This is a genomic window from Drancourtella sp. An57 (genome assembly GCF_002161525.1).
GTDB lineage: Bacteria > Bacillota > Clostridia > Lachnospirales > Lachnospiraceae > Sellimonas > Sellimonas catena.
This window is the reverse complement of record NZ_NFHY01000007.1, coordinates 102,044-118,384: the sequence shown is the minus strand read 5'-3', so window position 1 is coordinate 118,384 and position 16,341 is coordinate 102,044. Positions and strand designations below refer to the sequence as shown.

The 16,341-nt window shown below is 42.7% G+C and carries 16 protein-coding genes; all 16 read right to left on the bottom strand.

Features of this window, described 5'->3' with window-relative positions; genetic code table 11:
• Positions 1-38: 38 nt before the first annotated feature.
• Entirely contained in the window at positions 39-1,253 is a 1,215-nt protein-coding gene (locus tag B5G11_RS07405) for a glycosyltransferase family 4 protein (protein WP_087252707.1), read from the bottom strand.
• A 1-nt stretch (position 1,254) separates the two neighbouring features.
• The gene (locus B5G11_RS07400; protein WP_087252706.1) at positions 1,255-2,148 is read right to left on the bottom strand and encodes an NAD-dependent epimerase/dehydratase family protein; all 894 of its coding nucleotides are present in this window, start codon (positions 2,146-2,148) and stop codon (positions 1,255-1,257) included.
• Positions 2,149-2,772 (bottom strand): sugar transferase, encoded by a 624-nt coding sequence (locus tag B5G11_RS07395; RefSeq protein WP_087252705.1) that lies wholly within the window; start codon positions 2,770-2,772, stop codon positions 2,149-2,151.
• Between the two features lie 40 nt (positions 2,773-2,812).
• The gene (locus B5G11_RS07390; protein ID WP_087252704.1) at positions 2,813-3,376 is read right to left on the bottom strand and encodes a hypothetical protein; all 564 of its coding nucleotides are present in this window, start codon (positions 3,374-3,376) and stop codon (positions 2,813-2,815) included.
• 104 nt (positions 3,377-3,480) lie between these two features.
• Entirely contained in the window at positions 3,481-4,014 is a 534-nt protein-coding gene (locus B5G11_RS07385; RefSeq protein ID WP_087252703.1) for a transcription termination/antitermination NusG family protein, read from the bottom strand.
• Positions 4,015-4,211: 197 nt separating this feature from the next.
• Positions 4,212-4,691, bottom strand: a complete 480-nt coding sequence (locus B5G11_RS07380; protein ID WP_158099231.1) for a transcription termination/antitermination NusG family protein — start codon at positions 4,689-4,691, stop codon at positions 4,212-4,214.
• A gap of 489 nt (positions 4,692-5,180) precedes the next feature.
• Positions 5,181-6,332 (bottom strand): site-specific integrase, encoded by a 1,152-nt coding sequence (locus tag B5G11_RS07375; RefSeq protein ID WP_087252701.1) that lies wholly within the window; start codon positions 6,330-6,332, stop codon positions 5,181-5,183.
• A 343-nt stretch (positions 6,333-6,675) separates the two neighbouring features.
• Positions 6,676-8,004: an extracellular solute-binding protein gene (locus tag B5G11_RS07370; RefSeq protein WP_087252700.1), complete on the bottom strand. Its 1,329-nt coding sequence runs from the start codon at positions 8,002-8,004 to the stop codon at positions 6,676-6,678.
• A 4-nt stretch (positions 8,005-8,008) separates the two neighbouring features.
• Positions 8,009-8,680, bottom strand: a complete 672-nt coding sequence (locus tag B5G11_RS07365) for a response regulator transcription factor (protein ID WP_087168533.1) — start codon at positions 8,678-8,680, stop codon at positions 8,009-8,011.
• Positions 8,673-9,974 carry a sensor histidine kinase gene (locus B5G11_RS07360; RefSeq protein WP_087168534.1) on the bottom strand — a complete coding sequence of 434 codons (1,302 nt, stop codon included), beginning with the start codon at positions 9,972-9,974 and terminating at the stop codon, positions 8,673-8,675. The genes B5G11_RS07365 and B5G11_RS07360 overlap by 8 nt, the downstream gene beginning before the upstream one ends.
• Position 9,975: 1 nt before the next feature.
• Positions 9,976-10,902 (bottom strand): sugar ABC transporter substrate-binding protein, encoded by a 927-nt coding sequence (locus B5G11_RS07355; RefSeq protein ID WP_087252699.1) that lies wholly within the window; start codon positions 10,900-10,902, stop codon positions 9,976-9,978.
• A gap of 138 nt (positions 10,903-11,040) precedes the next feature.
• Positions 11,041-12,030: an ABC transporter permease gene (locus B5G11_RS07350; RefSeq protein ID WP_330616885.1), complete on the bottom strand. Its 990-nt coding sequence runs from the start codon at positions 12,028-12,030 to the stop codon at positions 11,041-11,043.
• A 21-nt stretch (positions 12,031-12,051) separates the two neighbouring features.
• Positions 12,052-13,512 (bottom strand): sugar ABC transporter ATP-binding protein, encoded by a 1,461-nt coding sequence (locus B5G11_RS07345; RefSeq protein WP_330677613.1) that lies wholly within the window; start codon positions 13,510-13,512, stop codon positions 12,052-12,054.
• A gap of 107 nt (positions 13,513-13,619) precedes the next feature.
• The gene (locus B5G11_RS07340) at positions 13,620-14,603 is read right to left on the bottom strand and encodes a sugar ABC transporter substrate-binding protein (RefSeq protein WP_087252697.1); all 984 of its coding nucleotides are present in this window, start codon (positions 14,601-14,603) and stop codon (positions 13,620-13,622) included.
• Positions 14,604-14,811: 208 nt separating this feature from the next.
• Positions 14,812-15,492 carry a D-lyxose/D-mannose family sugar isomerase gene (locus B5G11_RS07335; RefSeq protein WP_087168538.1) on the bottom strand — a complete coding sequence of 227 codons (681 nt, stop codon included), beginning with the start codon at positions 15,490-15,492 and terminating at the stop codon, positions 14,812-14,814.
• A 13-nt stretch (positions 15,493-15,505) separates the two neighbouring features.
• Positions 15,506-16,339 carry a class II fructose-bisphosphate aldolase gene (locus B5G11_RS07330; protein ID WP_087252696.1) on the bottom strand — a complete coding sequence of 278 codons (834 nt, stop codon included), beginning with the start codon at positions 16,337-16,339 and terminating at the stop codon, positions 15,506-15,508.
• Between the last annotated feature and the right edge of the window lie 2 nt (positions 16,340-16,341).

Here is a 16,341-nt window from a genome sequence, read left to right as displayed (position 1 = left end):
CTATGAAATTTTGTCTTACTTTAGAACATCATAATTTCTTATTCACCAAAATAGCTTTCTATTTTATCCATCAATAATTTTTTATTAAAATTTTTTTCATAATATTCTTCAGAATTTTTCCTTACAGTACTCGATTTTTTTATATCCTTTTTTGCCATTTTTTTTATCTCATCACTAAGATTGCTATAGTTTCCAATCGGACTGCAAACTCCGCATTTACTCTCTTTTATTATTCTCTCAGTTTCTCCTGAGGCTGATGCAATGATCGGCATTCCACATGCCATATATGACTGCAATTTAGCCGGTATTGTTTTATAAAATAACGGTTCATCTTTAAAAGATATAAATGCCGCGTCACATGCTGCTAGCAAATCGGGGATCCTCTCTGCTGGTTGCCTATCAATCATCTTAAACATATCGTCTACTTTTCTTTGTTTGATTTCCTTTAGCAATTCTGGTTTATATCGTCCATCTCCTACAATGTAGAATTTCACTTTCTCATTGTCATGCTTTAACATTTCTGCGGTTCTCGGTAATATTTCCAAACCTTGAGCATAACCGATATTCCCAGTAAAAATAATTTTAAAACACTCTTCATCCGGTATTTCTACTGTTGGCTTTCTTTTTAACGGTTTATAAAATTCTTCTGCATATTGAGGCCAATAGTGAACTTTCACCTCTTCTACCCCTCGTTTACAAATCTCCTCCACAAAACTTGGGGAAGTTGCAAAAATTTGATCACAATTTCTATAAATGTAATCTACCATTTTCCCTATTGGTTTTAAAATAAACGGGCTATGTATTCCTGTTACAATTTCCACATTTTCAGGCCATAAGTCTTGTACATACAAATAATTAGGTATTTTATGTTTCTTTGAATACCATACTCCCAGTAAGGCCTGTGTCATTGGAGATACTTCAAATGTAAATACATAATCAGCTTTTACTTTTGTAAATCTCACCCACAGAAACGACGATATTACAAATGACAAATAATTTGCTACCATTCCAATGGGTGTTTTCCCTCTTGCTATAAGCGGAATTCTGATAATACGAACTCCATTCCATTTCTCAGTTCTTCTTTTAAAAAAACCATATCCCGGATAAAATTTTCCTTCTGGATAATTAGGAATACCTGTTACTACAGTAACCTGATATCCTCTTTTTACCCATTCTTGACAAATATCATTAATTCTAAATTGCTCTGGATAAAAATATTGGCTTACTACTAAGATGTGTTTTTTCTTCTGCACCTTATTCTCCCTCAGTCCTTTTTATCGTTTCTTTCAGATTCCAAATCTGATATTTCCTGTCAAAGCAGTCACTCATACTTTTCTCATACACCATATTTCCAAATGCTTTGTTTGCCAATCCGGATACTTTCCCCGGTATTTTCCCTGCAATCCATACTGTCGGGTTTAAAAGTTTTGTGACCTGTACTTTATGTCCACTGACTTTGCCAATCAGTTTTACCATTTGGCTTGTCCGTACATATTCTCTGTTCTGCGGGAAATAGATTCCTCCATCTCCACTTTCCATCAACAGACTTAAAAACTCGCACAGATTTTCGATGTGCAGCATACTTCTGGCGTTTTTTACATCTGGAAAAACAGGAAGCTTCTTTGCCAGCTTAGCCAGTACCGGATAATTTCCTTTACTTCCTTTTCCATAGATCATCGGCGGTCGTACTACTGCTACATGAAACTCTTCATCCTGAAGTTTTCTTACGCCTTTATCTGCCTGCCATTTGCTGTCCCCATAAAAGTTTGCCGGATGTGGTTTTGTTTCTCTGGTAATTACTTTCCGCTTTCCTACTCCTGCGCTCTCTCCGTAAATAATCATGCTGCTCATAAAGACAAACTGTTTGACTCCGTCTGTCTTTGCTTTCTTTGCCGTTTCAATCGCCAGATCCCGGTTGATCTTGTAGTAAAATGCCTTTGTCTCTGCAGATACATGCCCTACATCCGCATGGGCCAGTCCTGCTACATGAAAAACGGCATCATATCCGGAAAAATCCTTTTCCTTCCATGTACCATCGATCATATCCAGTTCTTCTGTTTCAAATTCTCCCGGATGCATTTCCTTCACCCAGTTGATGAAAGAAGTTCCGATATAGCTGCCTTTTCCTGTAATCAATACTCGCTTCATCTATTTCTTACCTCTCCTCTTCATCTCTCCGGTTCCGCCTTCTACCACGCCGTCTGACCGCAGCACAGACAGAATTGTACCAAAGAAGCATTTCACATCCAGACCGAAGCTTAAGTTCTCCACATAATAGCCGTCCAACTTTGCTTTCTCCGGAATTTCCAGCTCGTCTCTTCCGTGGATTTGTGCCCATCCGGTCAGTCCCGGAAGAATATCGTTTGCTCCGTACTTATCACGTTCTTCGATCAGATCGTACTGATTCCAGAGTGCCGGTCTCGGTCCGATAATCGCCATATCCCCTTTCAGAATGTTGATAATCTGCGGCAGCTCATCCAGAGATGTTTTTCTCAGGAACTTTCCGACTTTTGTAATATACTGATCCGGATCTTTTAAAAGATGGGTCGGCATATCTTTCGGTGTATCTGTCCGCATGGTGCGGAACTTCAAAATATAAAAATGTTTTTTGTGAATTCCAACGCGCTTCTGTTTAAAAAAGACCGGCCCTGGTGAATCCAGTTTGATTGCGATCATCAGCGCAAGAAAGAATGGCGACAGGAACACCAGCGCCATCAAAGATAAATAGATGTCCAGATATTGCTTTTTCTTCAGATAGTTTTTCTTCCTCATGACTACACTCCCATTTCCAAAGAGGATATCTCCCCCTTGTTTATCCCTTTCTCATTTCTTTTTGATTTTCTATCGCCATCCCGCAGGGTATCCTCTCTCCCTCCGGAATTCTGCTTCCTTTTATAATTGCTCCACAGTCCAGATGGACTCCGTCTTCCAGCACGCAGTCATGATCCGTCAGACTTCCGATCGAAAGAATACATGCTTTCCCGATGTGTGCTCCTGTATGTACAACGACTTTTGGCAGAATCACTGTTCCCTCACCAATCGTTGCTGACGGACTTACATATGCTTCTGGATGAATCAAAACTGGAACTGTAAAGCCAAAGCGTTTTGCTTTCGCATACATTTCCAGTCTTTGCTCATAGTTTCCAACTGCCGGAAAAACTTCCTGATATTCTTTTTTTAATAATGGCATTTCGTTTAATTTACCAATCGCTTCTGGCTTTAGATCATCCAGAAAGCTGATTTTATCGTATAATGGATTACCTTCTGCATCGGTCATGGAACGTGCTGTTTCTGCAACCACATGTCCATGTCCGCCTGCTCCTAAAATCAGAAGATTCTTCATCTTCCTTCCCTCACTCCTTACTTTTTTACACAAAAATAAGGATCTCCTTGTTTGGAAATCCCTGCTTTGTTTTCTATCTTTTATTCGATCTTTTTTCTTCTATAATATAATAACTTCGTAGCTTTCTACGTTTCCCCTTATTCTTCCCCTTTTAGCCGGATACTAAGAAGAACCGTCCGTTTCTTCCCGAACAGTTCTTTTTCTATGACAACGTACCGTTTCCGGATCCTCTTTCTGACTACATTTCCGAGATACTGTGAAAGAGGGGCTCCGGCCCAGACGATATTTCCTTCTTCATCGGTTTCTATTTCTGACCGTTTTACGATGTACTCTTCTTTTTCCTCATCCTGTTCGATCGTGATCAGGCTTTCCAGAAACTCCTGCTCATCCTCCCGGACCGGCAGGAATTCTTCTTCCCCGTCGCTTAGCAGTTTGGAAAGCTTCGGTACTTTTTTTAATTGATAATACAATGTTTCCGGAATCTGTGTCTTGACAAACACATACCCCGGAAACAGGATTTCTTTCTGTATCTTGTGTTCGCCTTTCAATCTCCAGCATGTCTCCCGTTTGATCAAAAAGCTTTTTTCACATATCGTCTGTGGCAGCATCTTATCCAGCACTTCTGTCAGTTCTTCTTCTTTCCCTGTCATGGTCTGTATGACATACCACATAACTTCTCCTCTCTGGGAAGCTTATCTGTTTTTTGACATAGCTTCGCCATATCTGCGGTAAAAAATTTTTTTAAGTCTTTCACCCCAGACTTCTATTTTTCCTTTTTATCCGTTTTTTCCGCAGCCATGACTTCTTATCACAGTTGTTTTCCAAACTTCTTTTCCGTTTTCGCACTCCTTATCCGGGCGTGCGGTTTTTAGCTTTTTGATACAATTTCAAGGCCAGCCCAGAGTCCTTTTCTCTGATACTGATCCACCGGGCATTCCAGACGTGCCAGACGCTTATGTCGATCAATTTTGCGGATCTGGCTTTCCCGCCCGCAAAGCGGTCCTTCTGTCACACAGGTCTGTCCTTCTTTGATATAGCCCCGTGACATCGGGATGTGGTGCTCCTTCCCGCCGATCTCCTCCAGAAATCTGGTTTCTTCGCTACCGACAGGAATCAGGCTCTGATCATCTTCCTTTTCCGGGATCATCTCGTCTTGGGCTATCAAAAAGATGTACCCCACAAAGAGAGACTCCCGGAGCAGATGCCAGCTGCCTTCGTAGCGTTTCATCTTCTCATAGGTAAAGACAAAGGCCTCTCCGCCCTGTCCCGCAAGCTTTTGCTTCCACTTTTCTGCTGTTTTTTCTTCGTTTCCCGCTTCACAGCGCACTGCGTACCAGATGACGCTCACCACCTACTGTCATTTCGCAGAGTGTGATACTCTGCGAACCCGTTATTTTTGTATACAAAATAGTGAAAACTTTAAGGCTGTTTTCACCTCCCTAATTATAACACAACAAACTGAAAATGCAATTCTATAATACTGGAAGATGTCGTAAAAGACGGGATTCCTTCGTGAGGACAGAAAAGTGGACAGCCTTTTTTCTTTAAGATTCATCTTTCGACTTGTAGAATTTTCAAAATTATGCGTCAAATCTTTGGTCGAATACCAACTTTAGAGACAATTCTTTTTCTTTTTTTTGCTTCTATTTAAGATTTTATTCCTAATTTTATTAACGTCAATATTCTTGTCAAAAATTTTTTATTCGGAAGAAACGCCCTGTTTTCTGATCATTTCCATGTTGAATTTGTCATTTCCAAGAGTATCACACTCTGCGATTTTTTTATTATTCTACCGTTATTTCCTGCTGTTTTTACTGTTGAATGTAATATAGACTTGTTATTCCGCAATCAGCCCGGAGAGTTTTTCCATATTATCACGCTTCAGCTCCATAGATGGATGCACATACCGATTCAACGTAATATTCACGCTTGCGTGCCCTAGAATCTCGCTGAGGCTTTTGATGTCAAAGCCAAGTTCAATACATCTCGTCGCGAAAGTATGGCGCAGCGCATGGTAATTTGCCTCCTCGATGCTTGATTTCTTCAGAACCTTTTTAAAATGATACTGGAGGGTACGGGGTTCAACATATCTGTTTTCTTTTCCTGTCAAAAGATATTCATTGCCGTGTCTCTGGTACTCACCAAGCACTTCCGCTACTCCCTCCGGGATTGGAATATGCCGGATCGACTTGCTGCTTTTCGGCGGAGTGATGATAATTCTTGTCCTGCTTCCCCACTCCTGTCGCGGTTTCTCCGGTCTTTTATTTTGGATGCGCTGCATTGTTTTCCGGATAAACACTTCTTTTTCCCCCAAGTGAATATCTTCCCAGGTCAGAGCACAGAGCTCTCCGATCCGGAGCCCGGTAAATAATGTCAGGAAGATGCCGCAGTTCATCGGTGATGGATACTCCCGCAGATACCGGATCAACTGTTCCTGCTCTTCTCTGCTTAAAATCCGCATCCGGGATTCTTCTTTTTTAATAGTAATCTGTGAAAGATCACATTCGACTCTTTGAAATCGTCCATTGATGTAGCGGATCACGTTTCGTACCACTCCCAGAATATCTGTTACAGTTTTTGCCGAAAGAGGTGCGATTTCTTCGGTTCCCTCCAGAAGGGTATTGATAAACTCGTCAATGACGGCAGTATTCAGGCTGCCAAGTTTGACTGCTCCGATTTCTCTGTCAATATGAAGTTCAATCAGATTTGCATACTTTACATAGGAAGATTCTTTGATGCGCGGCCGAATATATTCAAGCCACTGGAAGAGAAACTCCGAAAATTCTTTTTCCGTATCCGGAAGATGTCTCTTCTCTATTGTCTGTTGACTTGTTTCTTTTGCTTCCTGCAGTTTCTGTTTGGCCTGAGTATAGGTTTTCGCATAAACAGAACGATAAACCGCTTTACCATCCATTGTTCTGTCTGCAATATATCTGCCTTCCCAGCGTCCATCTTTCCTTCTGTATATATTTTCTCCTTTTCTTGCCATGTCCTTTTCCTTTCTCTTTTGCGATGCTTCCGATCGTATTCTTTCATATTTCAATCGGGCTTTTATCGCTCAGGACTGACCTTGTTCCTCCCTCCTCTTCTTTGCTTGTGTGCTGTATCTTCCCTGTATTCCAGCTCCGGAATTTGATTTCTGTCACTGAGCTTTTTGGTAAGAATCCGGTTGTTGGATATGCATATCAGCGAAATAAAGCACTTCTTTTATCATATCATGTTCATTATTGCATAAAGATTTGACGGCTTGAAGTAGTTTCTGGCAGAAAAGTCCGGATACTGACCCCTGGAAGCCATTCCCGCTCCCTCGATAGTATCCGGACTTCTTGCTTTTACTGATTTAAATATTTACGAATTTCTCTCTGAAAGATCTTCATACTGCTTTCTATGTTCTTATTCTGTTCAAAAATCTCTGTAATTTCCGTGTTCGCCAGGCTGATCATCTGTTCATACGTCTCATACTGATAAAATTTCGGCGTGATGGTTCCATGTTCAATGACATCACACAACAGTTCTCCACTGATAACCTGTTCTTCCTTATCCATATCTTCCTGAATAATCGAGGCCGCTTTCTCAGATCTTGCTACAGATTCCAGGACGGATACGCCTTGTGAGTACCGGAAAATATCGAGCTGGCTTTCGTATCCACAGACAAGTTCTTTCAAAAATTCCCACGCCAGTTCTTTCTCTGTGCTATCATGATTGATTCCTATCAGAAGTGCGTCCACCTTGGAAATATTCTCTCCGTGGGTACGGCCTGGAAATGTCGTGCAGTCCCATTGGAAATTGGAATACTTCTTGATTTTGTATGGATAAGTTTTGTATGTCCGGTATTCTGCAAACGTCAGAGGCATGAAGGCGACTTTTCCTGCATCAAAGTCTTCCTGTGTCACATTTTCGCCCTGATTCAGAGCCAGTAGTTCTTTCATAAATTTCACCGACTCAATCACATACTGATTGGAAAAGTCTACATTTTGTTTTTCATTATCAAACGCGCTTCCGCCGCTTGTATACATCGCATCCTGCCAGGAATAATTGTAGGTTCCAAACTGGTCGATCCGGCCGTCGCCATCTGTATCTTTGGTCACTTTTCTGCATATTTCCATAAAATCATCCCAGGTCCAGTCCTGCTGTGGCATCTCTATTCCTTCCTGCTGAAGCAGTGTCTTATTTACAAAAAGCATGGTTGGAACTATTTCATATGGCAGGGCATACTGAATTTCTTCCGTGCCTTTCCCGATATCCATCGCTGTCCGGAAAATTTCTTCGCTTTGAAACTCCGGATCTGATTCCATAAAGCTATTCAGTTCCTGCAAAATTCCAAGGGAGCAGTATTGATTAAAATCCGTATCCAGAACCATAAAAACATCCGGCATTTTCCCTTCCAGAATCCGTTTTGCGCACCATTCGGAGTAATCCTTTTTTTCAATTCCGGAAGTATAGCGAACTTCTATCCCAGGATGGCTTTTTTCAAAGCGCTGAATTGCCCTGTCGATAATAACAAAGGCGTCTGCATTTTCTACTCCCCAGTTGCTTCCGGTAAACATGCCAAATTCCAATACCTGTGTCTGCGGTCTGCTGAAGAAATACATGCCTGCCATAAGGAAAACTGCCGCTGCTGTCTGTAGTATTCTGCTTATCCATTTTCTGTACAATCTCATCTTCCTATTCTTCAGTCATATTCTTGTGTGCGTTCGTCTGTACTGCCCAGATTGCAAGCTGCGTCCGGTCTCTTAGATTCAGCTTGTTCAGAATCGTACTTAAGTAATTACGGATCGTTCCCTCGGAAAGGCTCAGTGTATCTGCAATTTCCTTGTTGCTTGCTCCTTTTTCTACCTGTGCAATGATTCTCCATTCTGTTTTTGTCAGCTGGCGGATATCTTTTTCCTCAACAGGAATGGTATAGTTGGTTTGCGCCATCTGTGAAAACAGTCTCAGCACTTTTGCCGCAATGTCAGGATTGATCATTGCTCGTCCGCTGTAAACAGTGCGTATTGCATCACTCAGTTCATCCATGGAGACACCTTTCAGAAGATATCCGCTTGCCCCATATTTCAGAGCGTTAAATACATACTCGTCATCATCAAAGGTTGTCAGAATGATGATCTTAATCTGCGGATAATTTTCCTTAATAATTTTTGTACACTGGACCCCGTCCATTTTAGGCATCCGGATATCCATCAGTATAATATCCGGCTTATTTTTCCGAATACACTGAATCACTTCCTGGCCATTTGCAGCCACATCTGATACCTCAATGTCCTGTTTGCTGTTTAAAACAATCTGCAGACTCTGCCGAATCAGCTCCTGGTCATCTGCAATCAGTACTTTAATCATACTCTTCACCCCATCTTATCGGAATCCGGGCATCAATCAAGAATCCATTTTCTCCTGAGAAATGGATCGAGCCGCCCAGCATGGCAACCCGTTCTTTCATATGTTTTGTTCCGAATCCCTTCTTTATCTCTTTGCATCCACATCCATTGTCCTGAATTGTCAGATGCAGTACTCCATCAATTTTTCTGGCGTCAATCTGTATTCTTGTTGCTTTCCCGTGACGCAGGGCGTTTGTAATGCCTTCCTGTATGATTCGGTAAACAACATTTTCTTCATCTTCACTAAACCGGAATGGTTTCACTTCTGAATGAAACACTACTTCCACCCCCGCAAGTGAGTTCATTTCTGCGATCATATCGCTTATGGCTTCATCCAGCTGAAAATGTTCCAGCGCATCTGCACGCAGTTCGGAAACAGAACTGCGGACATCTTTAATCCCTCCTCGTACCGCCTTTGCAATCACTTCCAGCTGTTTTTTCGTCTGTCCAGGGTCAATGTCGACCAGCGCAATGCAGGCATCAACTCCGGCAGACACACCGGTCAAAGTATGACCCAGCGTATCATGGATTTCTCTGGCCACCCGGTTTCTTTCCCTTGTTTCAGCCATTTTTTCTGTCATTTCATTGTATTCCTTCAGCCGGTCATTTGCATATTGAAGCTGTCTGGACCATTCATTCACTTCCTGAATGGTATTTCGCTGTTCATTAATGATGTTAATACAATACAGAATGAAAATCATAATATTCAATGATCCCAGTATATTGTAGACGGAAAACAACAGCTGCTGCTGTGTCTCGTTGTAATACTGTATATAATCCCTGACGGAAAACAGATGATTGGATACAGAAATCAAATCGTAGTCCGCCACCAGATATCCAAGTGTCGCAACACCGATCAGAAGGTATTTTATCTTTGTATCATTGACAAATACAAGAATATTGGCGAAGACAAGCAAAATCACACCATTATAATTAAAGTCCAGAATCCAGACAAGAACGATGCTGCACACCAGATCTATTCCCAGTGTAATCGCAATGATTTTCCCGCTTTGTTCTTTCCGCGTCTCCCGGATCAGCATGTCGCATCCAAGAAGAGCAATGAGAAGCAGTGTACTCCAGACAATCATTTCCGGATATTTGGGAATGGCATCTACCTGCCCCAGAAATACTCTGGCCTGATCATCCTCACAGATTTTCTTTGTCGTCATATAGATAAAAAGGCTGATTCCGCCCGCCTGTACCATGTTAATCAGAAAAAAGAGCAGTTTAATAATACTCATTGCTTTTCTTTTCATCCTACTGCCACCCATCTATATCGTAATTCATCAGGTTTTCTTTTGTAATCAGCCTGCTTGGAAGCTTGACATATTTCTCCACTGCTTTTCCATCCAGTGCCTGATATGCCATTTCCGTCGCCGTCTTCCCGATCGTCTCCGGGCTCTGACTGCTTGTCCCGGTTACATACCCCAGATCCAGCATGGCTTTAAAATCAGGGGAGCCGTCTACTCCGTAAATCAGAATTCCTTCCTCTCTCCCTGCTTTCTGAAGAGCCGCAAGGGCGCCAAGTGCAGACGGATCGTTACCGCCAAATACAACATTAAAATCTTCGTCCAGAAGTCCGGATACTACTTCTGCTGAGATTTCAATTTCTCCGCCGCTGAAAATCTGCTGTACCACCTGATATTCCGGATGTCCTTCGATGGTGTCCAAAAATCCCTGGACTCTCTGGACGATAGAATCCTGCATCGGATTATCCAGAATGATAATTCTGGCCGAATCCACACGTTTCATCATATCTTTTGCGCATTCCTGTCCTGCCTGATAATTATCCGTCTCGATCGTGGACAGAACATAGTCCGTATCATCCACCTGGGTATCAATATTGATAATTTCAACGCCAGCTTCCTGACATGCCTTTAATGCCGGTTTGACTTTTACTTTGTCTACGGGATTGAGAAAAAGAATTTCTATTCCTTCATTGATCATATCGAGGATCTGCTGATTCTGCTTTTCCTGGTCCTGAAGCGGATCCCGGACAATCAGTTTGTCCCCGTTCGCTTCTACTCCCTCGGCAATCTCATCGTTCAGGACATCGAAATAGGGGTTGTTTCTTGTCATGTAAGTAGCCCCAAAGATGTGTTTTTCCTGATCTTGTTCTTTTGCGCATCCGCTGAAGAAGAGTGCAATGCACAGTGCTGCCGCAATCCATTTTGTTCTTTTCATTCTCTGCTCCGTTCACTTCTTCGTCACAATACTTATCTATCATGGTATAACTTTTAGCCTATTTTATCAAGCGTCTTTATCATAAAGAGACCGCTGCGAAAAAATGACGCACCAGTCTCTTTTTTATGATATTTCTTATTATTTTCTGTTTCGGATATAGTCAATAAATACCGCCAGGAGAATAACGACACCTTTTACTACGTCCTGCCAGAATGAATTTACATTCATCAGGTTCAGACCATTGTTCAGTACACCGATAATCAGAGCACCGATAATCGTACCTCCAATTTTACCGGAACCTCCTGCCATGGATGTTCCACCTACTACAACGGCTGCAATGGCATCCATCTCAGCGCCTTCTCCTGCCGTCGGCTGTCCGGAATACATTCTGGATGCCAGAATAATTCCGGCAAGTCCTGCCATAAGTCCCGCATAAGCGTGTACAATAAATTTGACTCTTGCTACCTTGATTCCGGAAAACTCTGCTGCCTGTGTGTTTCCACCTACCGCATAGATATGACGTCCAAGTTTGGTCTTATTCATCATCAATGCTGTAATAATGATGGCAATAATCATAATGATAACAGGAACCGGAACCGGTCCGATATAGCCTGCACCGATAAACTGCCATTCTTTTGTAACAACACGCACCGGAGAACCGCCGGTATATACTTTTGCAAGTCCTCTGGCGATATTCATGGTAGCCAGTGTAACAATGAATGGCGGAATGGTTGTCTTACAGATTACAAATCCGTTGAAAACACCGATTACAACACCAACCAGGACTCCCGCTATGAGTGCTACAGCAATCGGAAGCTCGTATCTTGATACGCATCCTGCCGCGATTACTCCGGAAAGAGCAATGATCGATCCAACAGAAAGATCGATTCCTCCCAGAATAATTACCATGGTCATTGCACACGCAATCAGCATATTGGTCGAAATCTGCCGCAGAATATTAAACATATTCTGGGTCGATAAAAATGAACTGCTTGTTGCCGGCAAAACCGCAAGAAGAACACATAGCACCAGAAGTGCTATAATAATTCCCAGGTTCTCCCTCAAAAATACTGCTGCTTTATTTTCTGTAGCGGGCAGTTTTGCTTTATTTCCTTTCATCTGAGCCATGTTTCGTTCCCCCTTTTCCTTCTACTTCGCCGCCAGCTGCATCACAGCTTCCTGAGTGACTTCCTCATGGGAAAGACATCCTGTAACACGGCCTTCTGACATGACATAAATCCGATCGCTCATGTTGATGATTTCCGGAAGTTCGGAGGAAATCATAATAATGGACATGCCTTTTTTCACCAGTTCATTCATGATCACATAAATTTCGGATTTCGCTCCTACATCCACTCCTCTGGTCGGCTCATCCATAATTAATACATCCGGATTGGTGGCAAGCCATCTTCCGATGATGACTTTCTGCTGATTTCCACCGGAAAGGTTTCCGATTTTCTGTAATTGTGTCGGAGTTTTTGTAGACATCATGTCAATGTATTTCTGTGTGATTTCGATTTCTTTCTTTTCATTAACCCGGATTCCTTTTATGAATTGATCCATAATTTCAATGGTCATATTAAACCGCACACTTTGTACCTTATAGAGCCCTTCCTCTTTTCTGTTTTCCGGGACAAGGGCAATGCCGTTTTTCATTGCTTCTACAGGTGACGAGATCTTTATTTTTTTCCCTTTCAGGTAGATATCTCCTTTGGCTCCTTTGGTCAGACCGAAAATGGCTTTCATTGTTTCACTTCTTCCAGCCCCCACCAGTCCGGCAAAGCCGATGATTTCTCCTTTGTGCAGATTGAAGCTGACATCACGTACCATATTACCGTCAGAAATATGTTCACACCGGAGTATTTCTTCCCCCGGTTCCTGATACTCTCTTGTGTAATAGCTTGTCAGTTCACGCCCTACCATCATGGCAATCAGCTCATCTTTGTTTGTCTCTTTTACCACTTTGGTTCCGACATACTCACCATCTCTCATGACGGTTACTCTGTCACAAATTTCTTCGAGCTCGCTCATTTTGTGCGATATATAGATAATTCCAACGCCTTGTTTTGCCAGTTTCCTCATCGTCTCAAACAGGAATTCCACTTCTTTATCTGCAATCGAAGAGGTCGGCTCATCCATGACAAGAATTCTCGAATTGTACGAAATTGCTTTTACAATTTCTACCATCTGCTGCTGTGCTATTGTCAGCTTACCTACCAGAGTATCGGCTTTAATATGCACCTGATTGGCATCGAGAAGCTTCTGCGCTTCCTCGTTCATCTTCGCCCGGTTAATAAGAAAACCGCTTCCAAATTCTCTTCCGAGAAAAATATTTTCCGCTACTGTCATGTGCGGAACCAATACCAGCTCCTGATGGATGATCGCGATCCCATTGTCCTGGGCATCTTTTACGCCTTTGATTTCTACTTTTTTCCCATCAATCCATATTTCTCCCTCATCCGCAGAATAAATCCCTCCGAGGACTTTGATCAGTGTCGACTTTCCGGCTCCGTTTTCCCCAAGGAGGGCATGTACTTCTCCTGCGTGCAGTTCCAGGCTGATATCATTAAGCGCATGCACCCCTGCAAAGCGCTTATGTATATGTTTCATTTCCAACAGCACATTTTTGCTCACGCTTTCACCTACTTCCTGTTTTGCTTTTCCTCAAGTCCGAGGAACAGACAGACAATCGTCCGTTCCCCTGAAATACATTCTTCTTACTGCCAGCCGTCTGTGCCGTATTCTTCTACATTGTCAGCAGTGATCAGGAAAGTATCAACCGGATAACGGTCTTCTACCTCTTTTCCTTCCATGATGTCATACATGATTTCTACTGCTTTTTCTGCGATCGCGATCGGGGACTGTGCTCCAGTACCTTCCATCAGAGAATCTCCTGATGCCAGTTCGGATTTCACATCCGGTGAACCGTCTACGCCGTAAATTAATACATCTTCAAGGCCTGCTGCGTTTGCTGCTGCTAATGCGCCAAGTGCTGTAGGGTCATTTCCACCGAAGATTGCTACAACGTCGCTGTTGCCCTGCAGAAGGTCTTCTGCGATACCCATGGATACTTCCAGGTTTCCTTTTGCATCCTGCTGTGCTACGATTTCAAATCCGTGTCCTTCGATCGCATCCAGGAATCCATTTGTTCTGTCTGTAACGGAGTTCATTGTCGGGGAATCCAGTACGATGATTTTTCCGCCGTCCGGACATTTCTTTACGAGGTCTTCTCCACAAACTTTTCCTGCGTTGTAGTTATCCGATCCTGTATAAGACGCTACATAAGACATATCCGCTACTTCTGTGTCGAAGTTTACGATCGGTACTTCTGCGCTTTTCAGTGCGTCAAGTGCCGGCAAAATTCCTTCTGCTTCAACCGGATTTAAGAAGATACCATCGATGTTCTGGGATACCATATCTTCTACCTGGGTAATCTGAAGAGAAACATCATTAGCCGGGTCTGTAGAAATCAGTTCATCGCCGTTTGCCTCTACCAGTTCTTTGATCTTGTCTTCGATTGTCACAAAGAACGGGTTTGTTCCGTCCATACAGGTGTAGGCGAATTTGTAGTGTTTGCCGCCGTCGTCGGATGATCCGCCATTGTCCGATCCGCCGGAACCACTGTCTCCGCTGTTACATCCCATTAACATGGTTCCTGCCATCGCTGCCACAAGCAATACACTTAACACTTTTCTTTTCATAATCTTTCCTCCTTTTGCTTTGTGTATTTTTGATAGATTCATCATAGCAAAACGTGATTTTTTGTGCAGGTGTACAATGTAACGATTTCCACATGACATTTGCAATGTTTTAAATGACAAATGTAATATATTCTCGACAAAAATAGCGCTGTGCGTCAGACATCTTTCCAGGTTGTCTGCTTTGCACAGCGCTGATTTGTCTGTATTTTTACGGTGCCGGCGGATATTCATTGCACAGCAGCCGGTAAGGAGCTTCATCCTCTTCGATCTCCGGGAATCTTCCCATCGGCTCGTAGAAACGATTATCCGTGTTATCGTCATTGCACATGGAAACTTCTCCTAACAGAACTGCCCCGCTTCCTTTCTCCACTTCAAAGTCATGGTACATATACGGATATACCGTAATGCTTTCGCCCGGGGTCAGCCTGATCTGTGTTCCCGCCGGAACGGTATATTCCCTTCCGTCACTATGGATGGTAACATCGGTATCATCAAAAGATCCATCCTCTTTGGAATTATAAACACGGATCAGAACATTTCCACCTCCACGGTTTATGATGTCTTCCATTTTTGTCCAGTGGAAATGCATCGTTGCGGACTGATCTTCTTCCAGATAAAGAAGCTTTTCCGCATATGTTTTTTTATATTTATCCATATGCGTATTTCCATTTCTGAGAGTGATCAGAGAAAATCCGATCTTCTTGAAATTTCCAAGGCCATAGTCTGTGATATCCCATCCCAGCATATTATCACGGATTTCATCATATTCATGTCCTTTTTCTTTCCATTCATCCGGTGTAAAGTCACAGAATGGCGGAAGATGGAAACCGCATTTTCTGATCATCTCTTCCATATTTTTTAATGCCTGATTAATTTCGGAACGTTTCATTTCTTTATCCCTCCTATTTGCATCCGGAAAAAACACGCATGGCATGAAGAACATCCTCTTTCATGCAGTCTCTTGCCCAGCATGTGATATCATGGAAAAATACCGGTCCATCTGTTTCCATGCATTTCTGTTTTACATATTCACCGCCTGCTTTTGCGCGATAAGTATAATAATTTATTTTTCTTACACCCCGGTCAATGCATTTTCTGAAATCCTCATCGCTGACTCCGCTTCCGCCGTGCATAACAATCGGAATTCCAATCGTCTCCCGGATTTTCTCAATCCGGTCAAAATCCAGCTTCGGTTCCGCTGTATATAATCCGTGGACGGTTCCGAAGGAACATGCAAGCGCATCGATGCCAGTCGCTTTGACAAAATTTCCCGCCTCTTCCGGATCTGTATAGCAGTCATTCTGTGCCTTTCCATCTTCACTGTTCATTGCGCCGATTTCAGCCTCCACAGACGCACCGTACATTTGGGCGATTTCCACTGCAGCTTTCGTATATGCACAGTTTTTCTCATACGGCAGCATGGATCCGTCATACATGACAGAGGAAAATCCCATATCCAGCGCCTCCCGGATCATATCAAAATTGTCGCAGTGATCCAGATGAACGCATACCGGTACTTTTGCCTTGTCAGCCATCAATACCATAATCGGTCCGATCGTTTTCAAAGAGATATACTCTTCATGTACCGGAGCAAATTGAAGAATTACCGGTTGTCCCAGCTCTTCTGCTGCCCCTAATACTGCCTGGATTCCTTCCAGTTCTGTAACATTGAAGGCCCCAATCGCCATATTTTCTGCATCCGCTATGTCTAAGACGGTTTTCATGGATACAATCATTG

Bases quoted from the DNA above. Each gene is read 5' to 3' on its own strand.
- B5G11_RS07395 (WP_087252705.1), bottom strand. From the start codon at position 2,772: ATGAGGAAGAAAAACTATCTGAAGAAAAAGCAATATCTGGACATCTAT.
- B5G11_RS07340 (WP_087252697.1), bottom strand. From the start codon at position 14,603: ATGAAAAGAAAAGTGTTAAGTGTATTGCTTGTGGCAGCGATGGCAGGA.
- B5G11_RS07385 (WP_087252703.1), bottom strand. From the start codon at position 4,014: ATGTGGTATGTCATACAGACCATGACAGGGAAAGAAGAAGAACTGACA.
- B5G11_RS07335 (WP_087168538.1), bottom strand. From the start codon at position 15,492: ATGAAACGTTCCGAAATTAATCAGGCATTAAAAAATATGGAAGAGATG.
- B5G11_RS07345 (WP_330677613.1), bottom strand. From the start codon at position 13,512: ATGAAACATATACATAAGCGCTTTGCAGGGGTGCATGCGCTTAATGAT.
- B5G11_RS07370 (WP_087252700.1), bottom strand. From the start codon at position 8,004: ATGAGATTGTACAGAAAATGGATAAGCAGAATACTACAGACAGCAGCG.
- B5G11_RS07365 (WP_087168533.1), bottom strand. From the start codon at position 8,680: ATGATTAAAGTACTGATTGCAGATGACCAGGAGCTGATTCGGCAGAGT.
- B5G11_RS07355 (WP_087252699.1), bottom strand. From the start codon at position 10,902: ATGAAAAGAACAAAATGGATTGCGGCAGCACTGTGCATTGCACTCTTC.
- B5G11_RS07350 (WP_330616885.1), bottom strand. From the start codon at position 12,030: ATGGCTCAGATGAAAGGAAATAAAGCAAAACTGCCCGCTACAGAAAAT.
- B5G11_RS07400 (WP_087252706.1), bottom strand. From the start codon at position 2,148: ATGAAGCGAGTATTGATTACAGGAAAAGGCAGCTATATCGGAACTTCT.
- B5G11_RS07330 (WP_087252696.1), bottom strand. From the start codon at position 16,339: ATGATTGTATCCATGAAAACCGTCTTAGACATAGCGGATGCAGAAAAT.
- B5G11_RS07375 (WP_087252701.1), bottom strand. From the start codon at position 6,332: ATGGCAAGAAAAGGAGAAAATATATACAGAAGGAAAGATGGACGCTGG.
- B5G11_RS07360 (WP_087168534.1), bottom strand. From the start codon at position 9,974: ATGAAAAGAAAAGCAATGAGTATTATTAAACTGCTCTTTTTTCTGATT.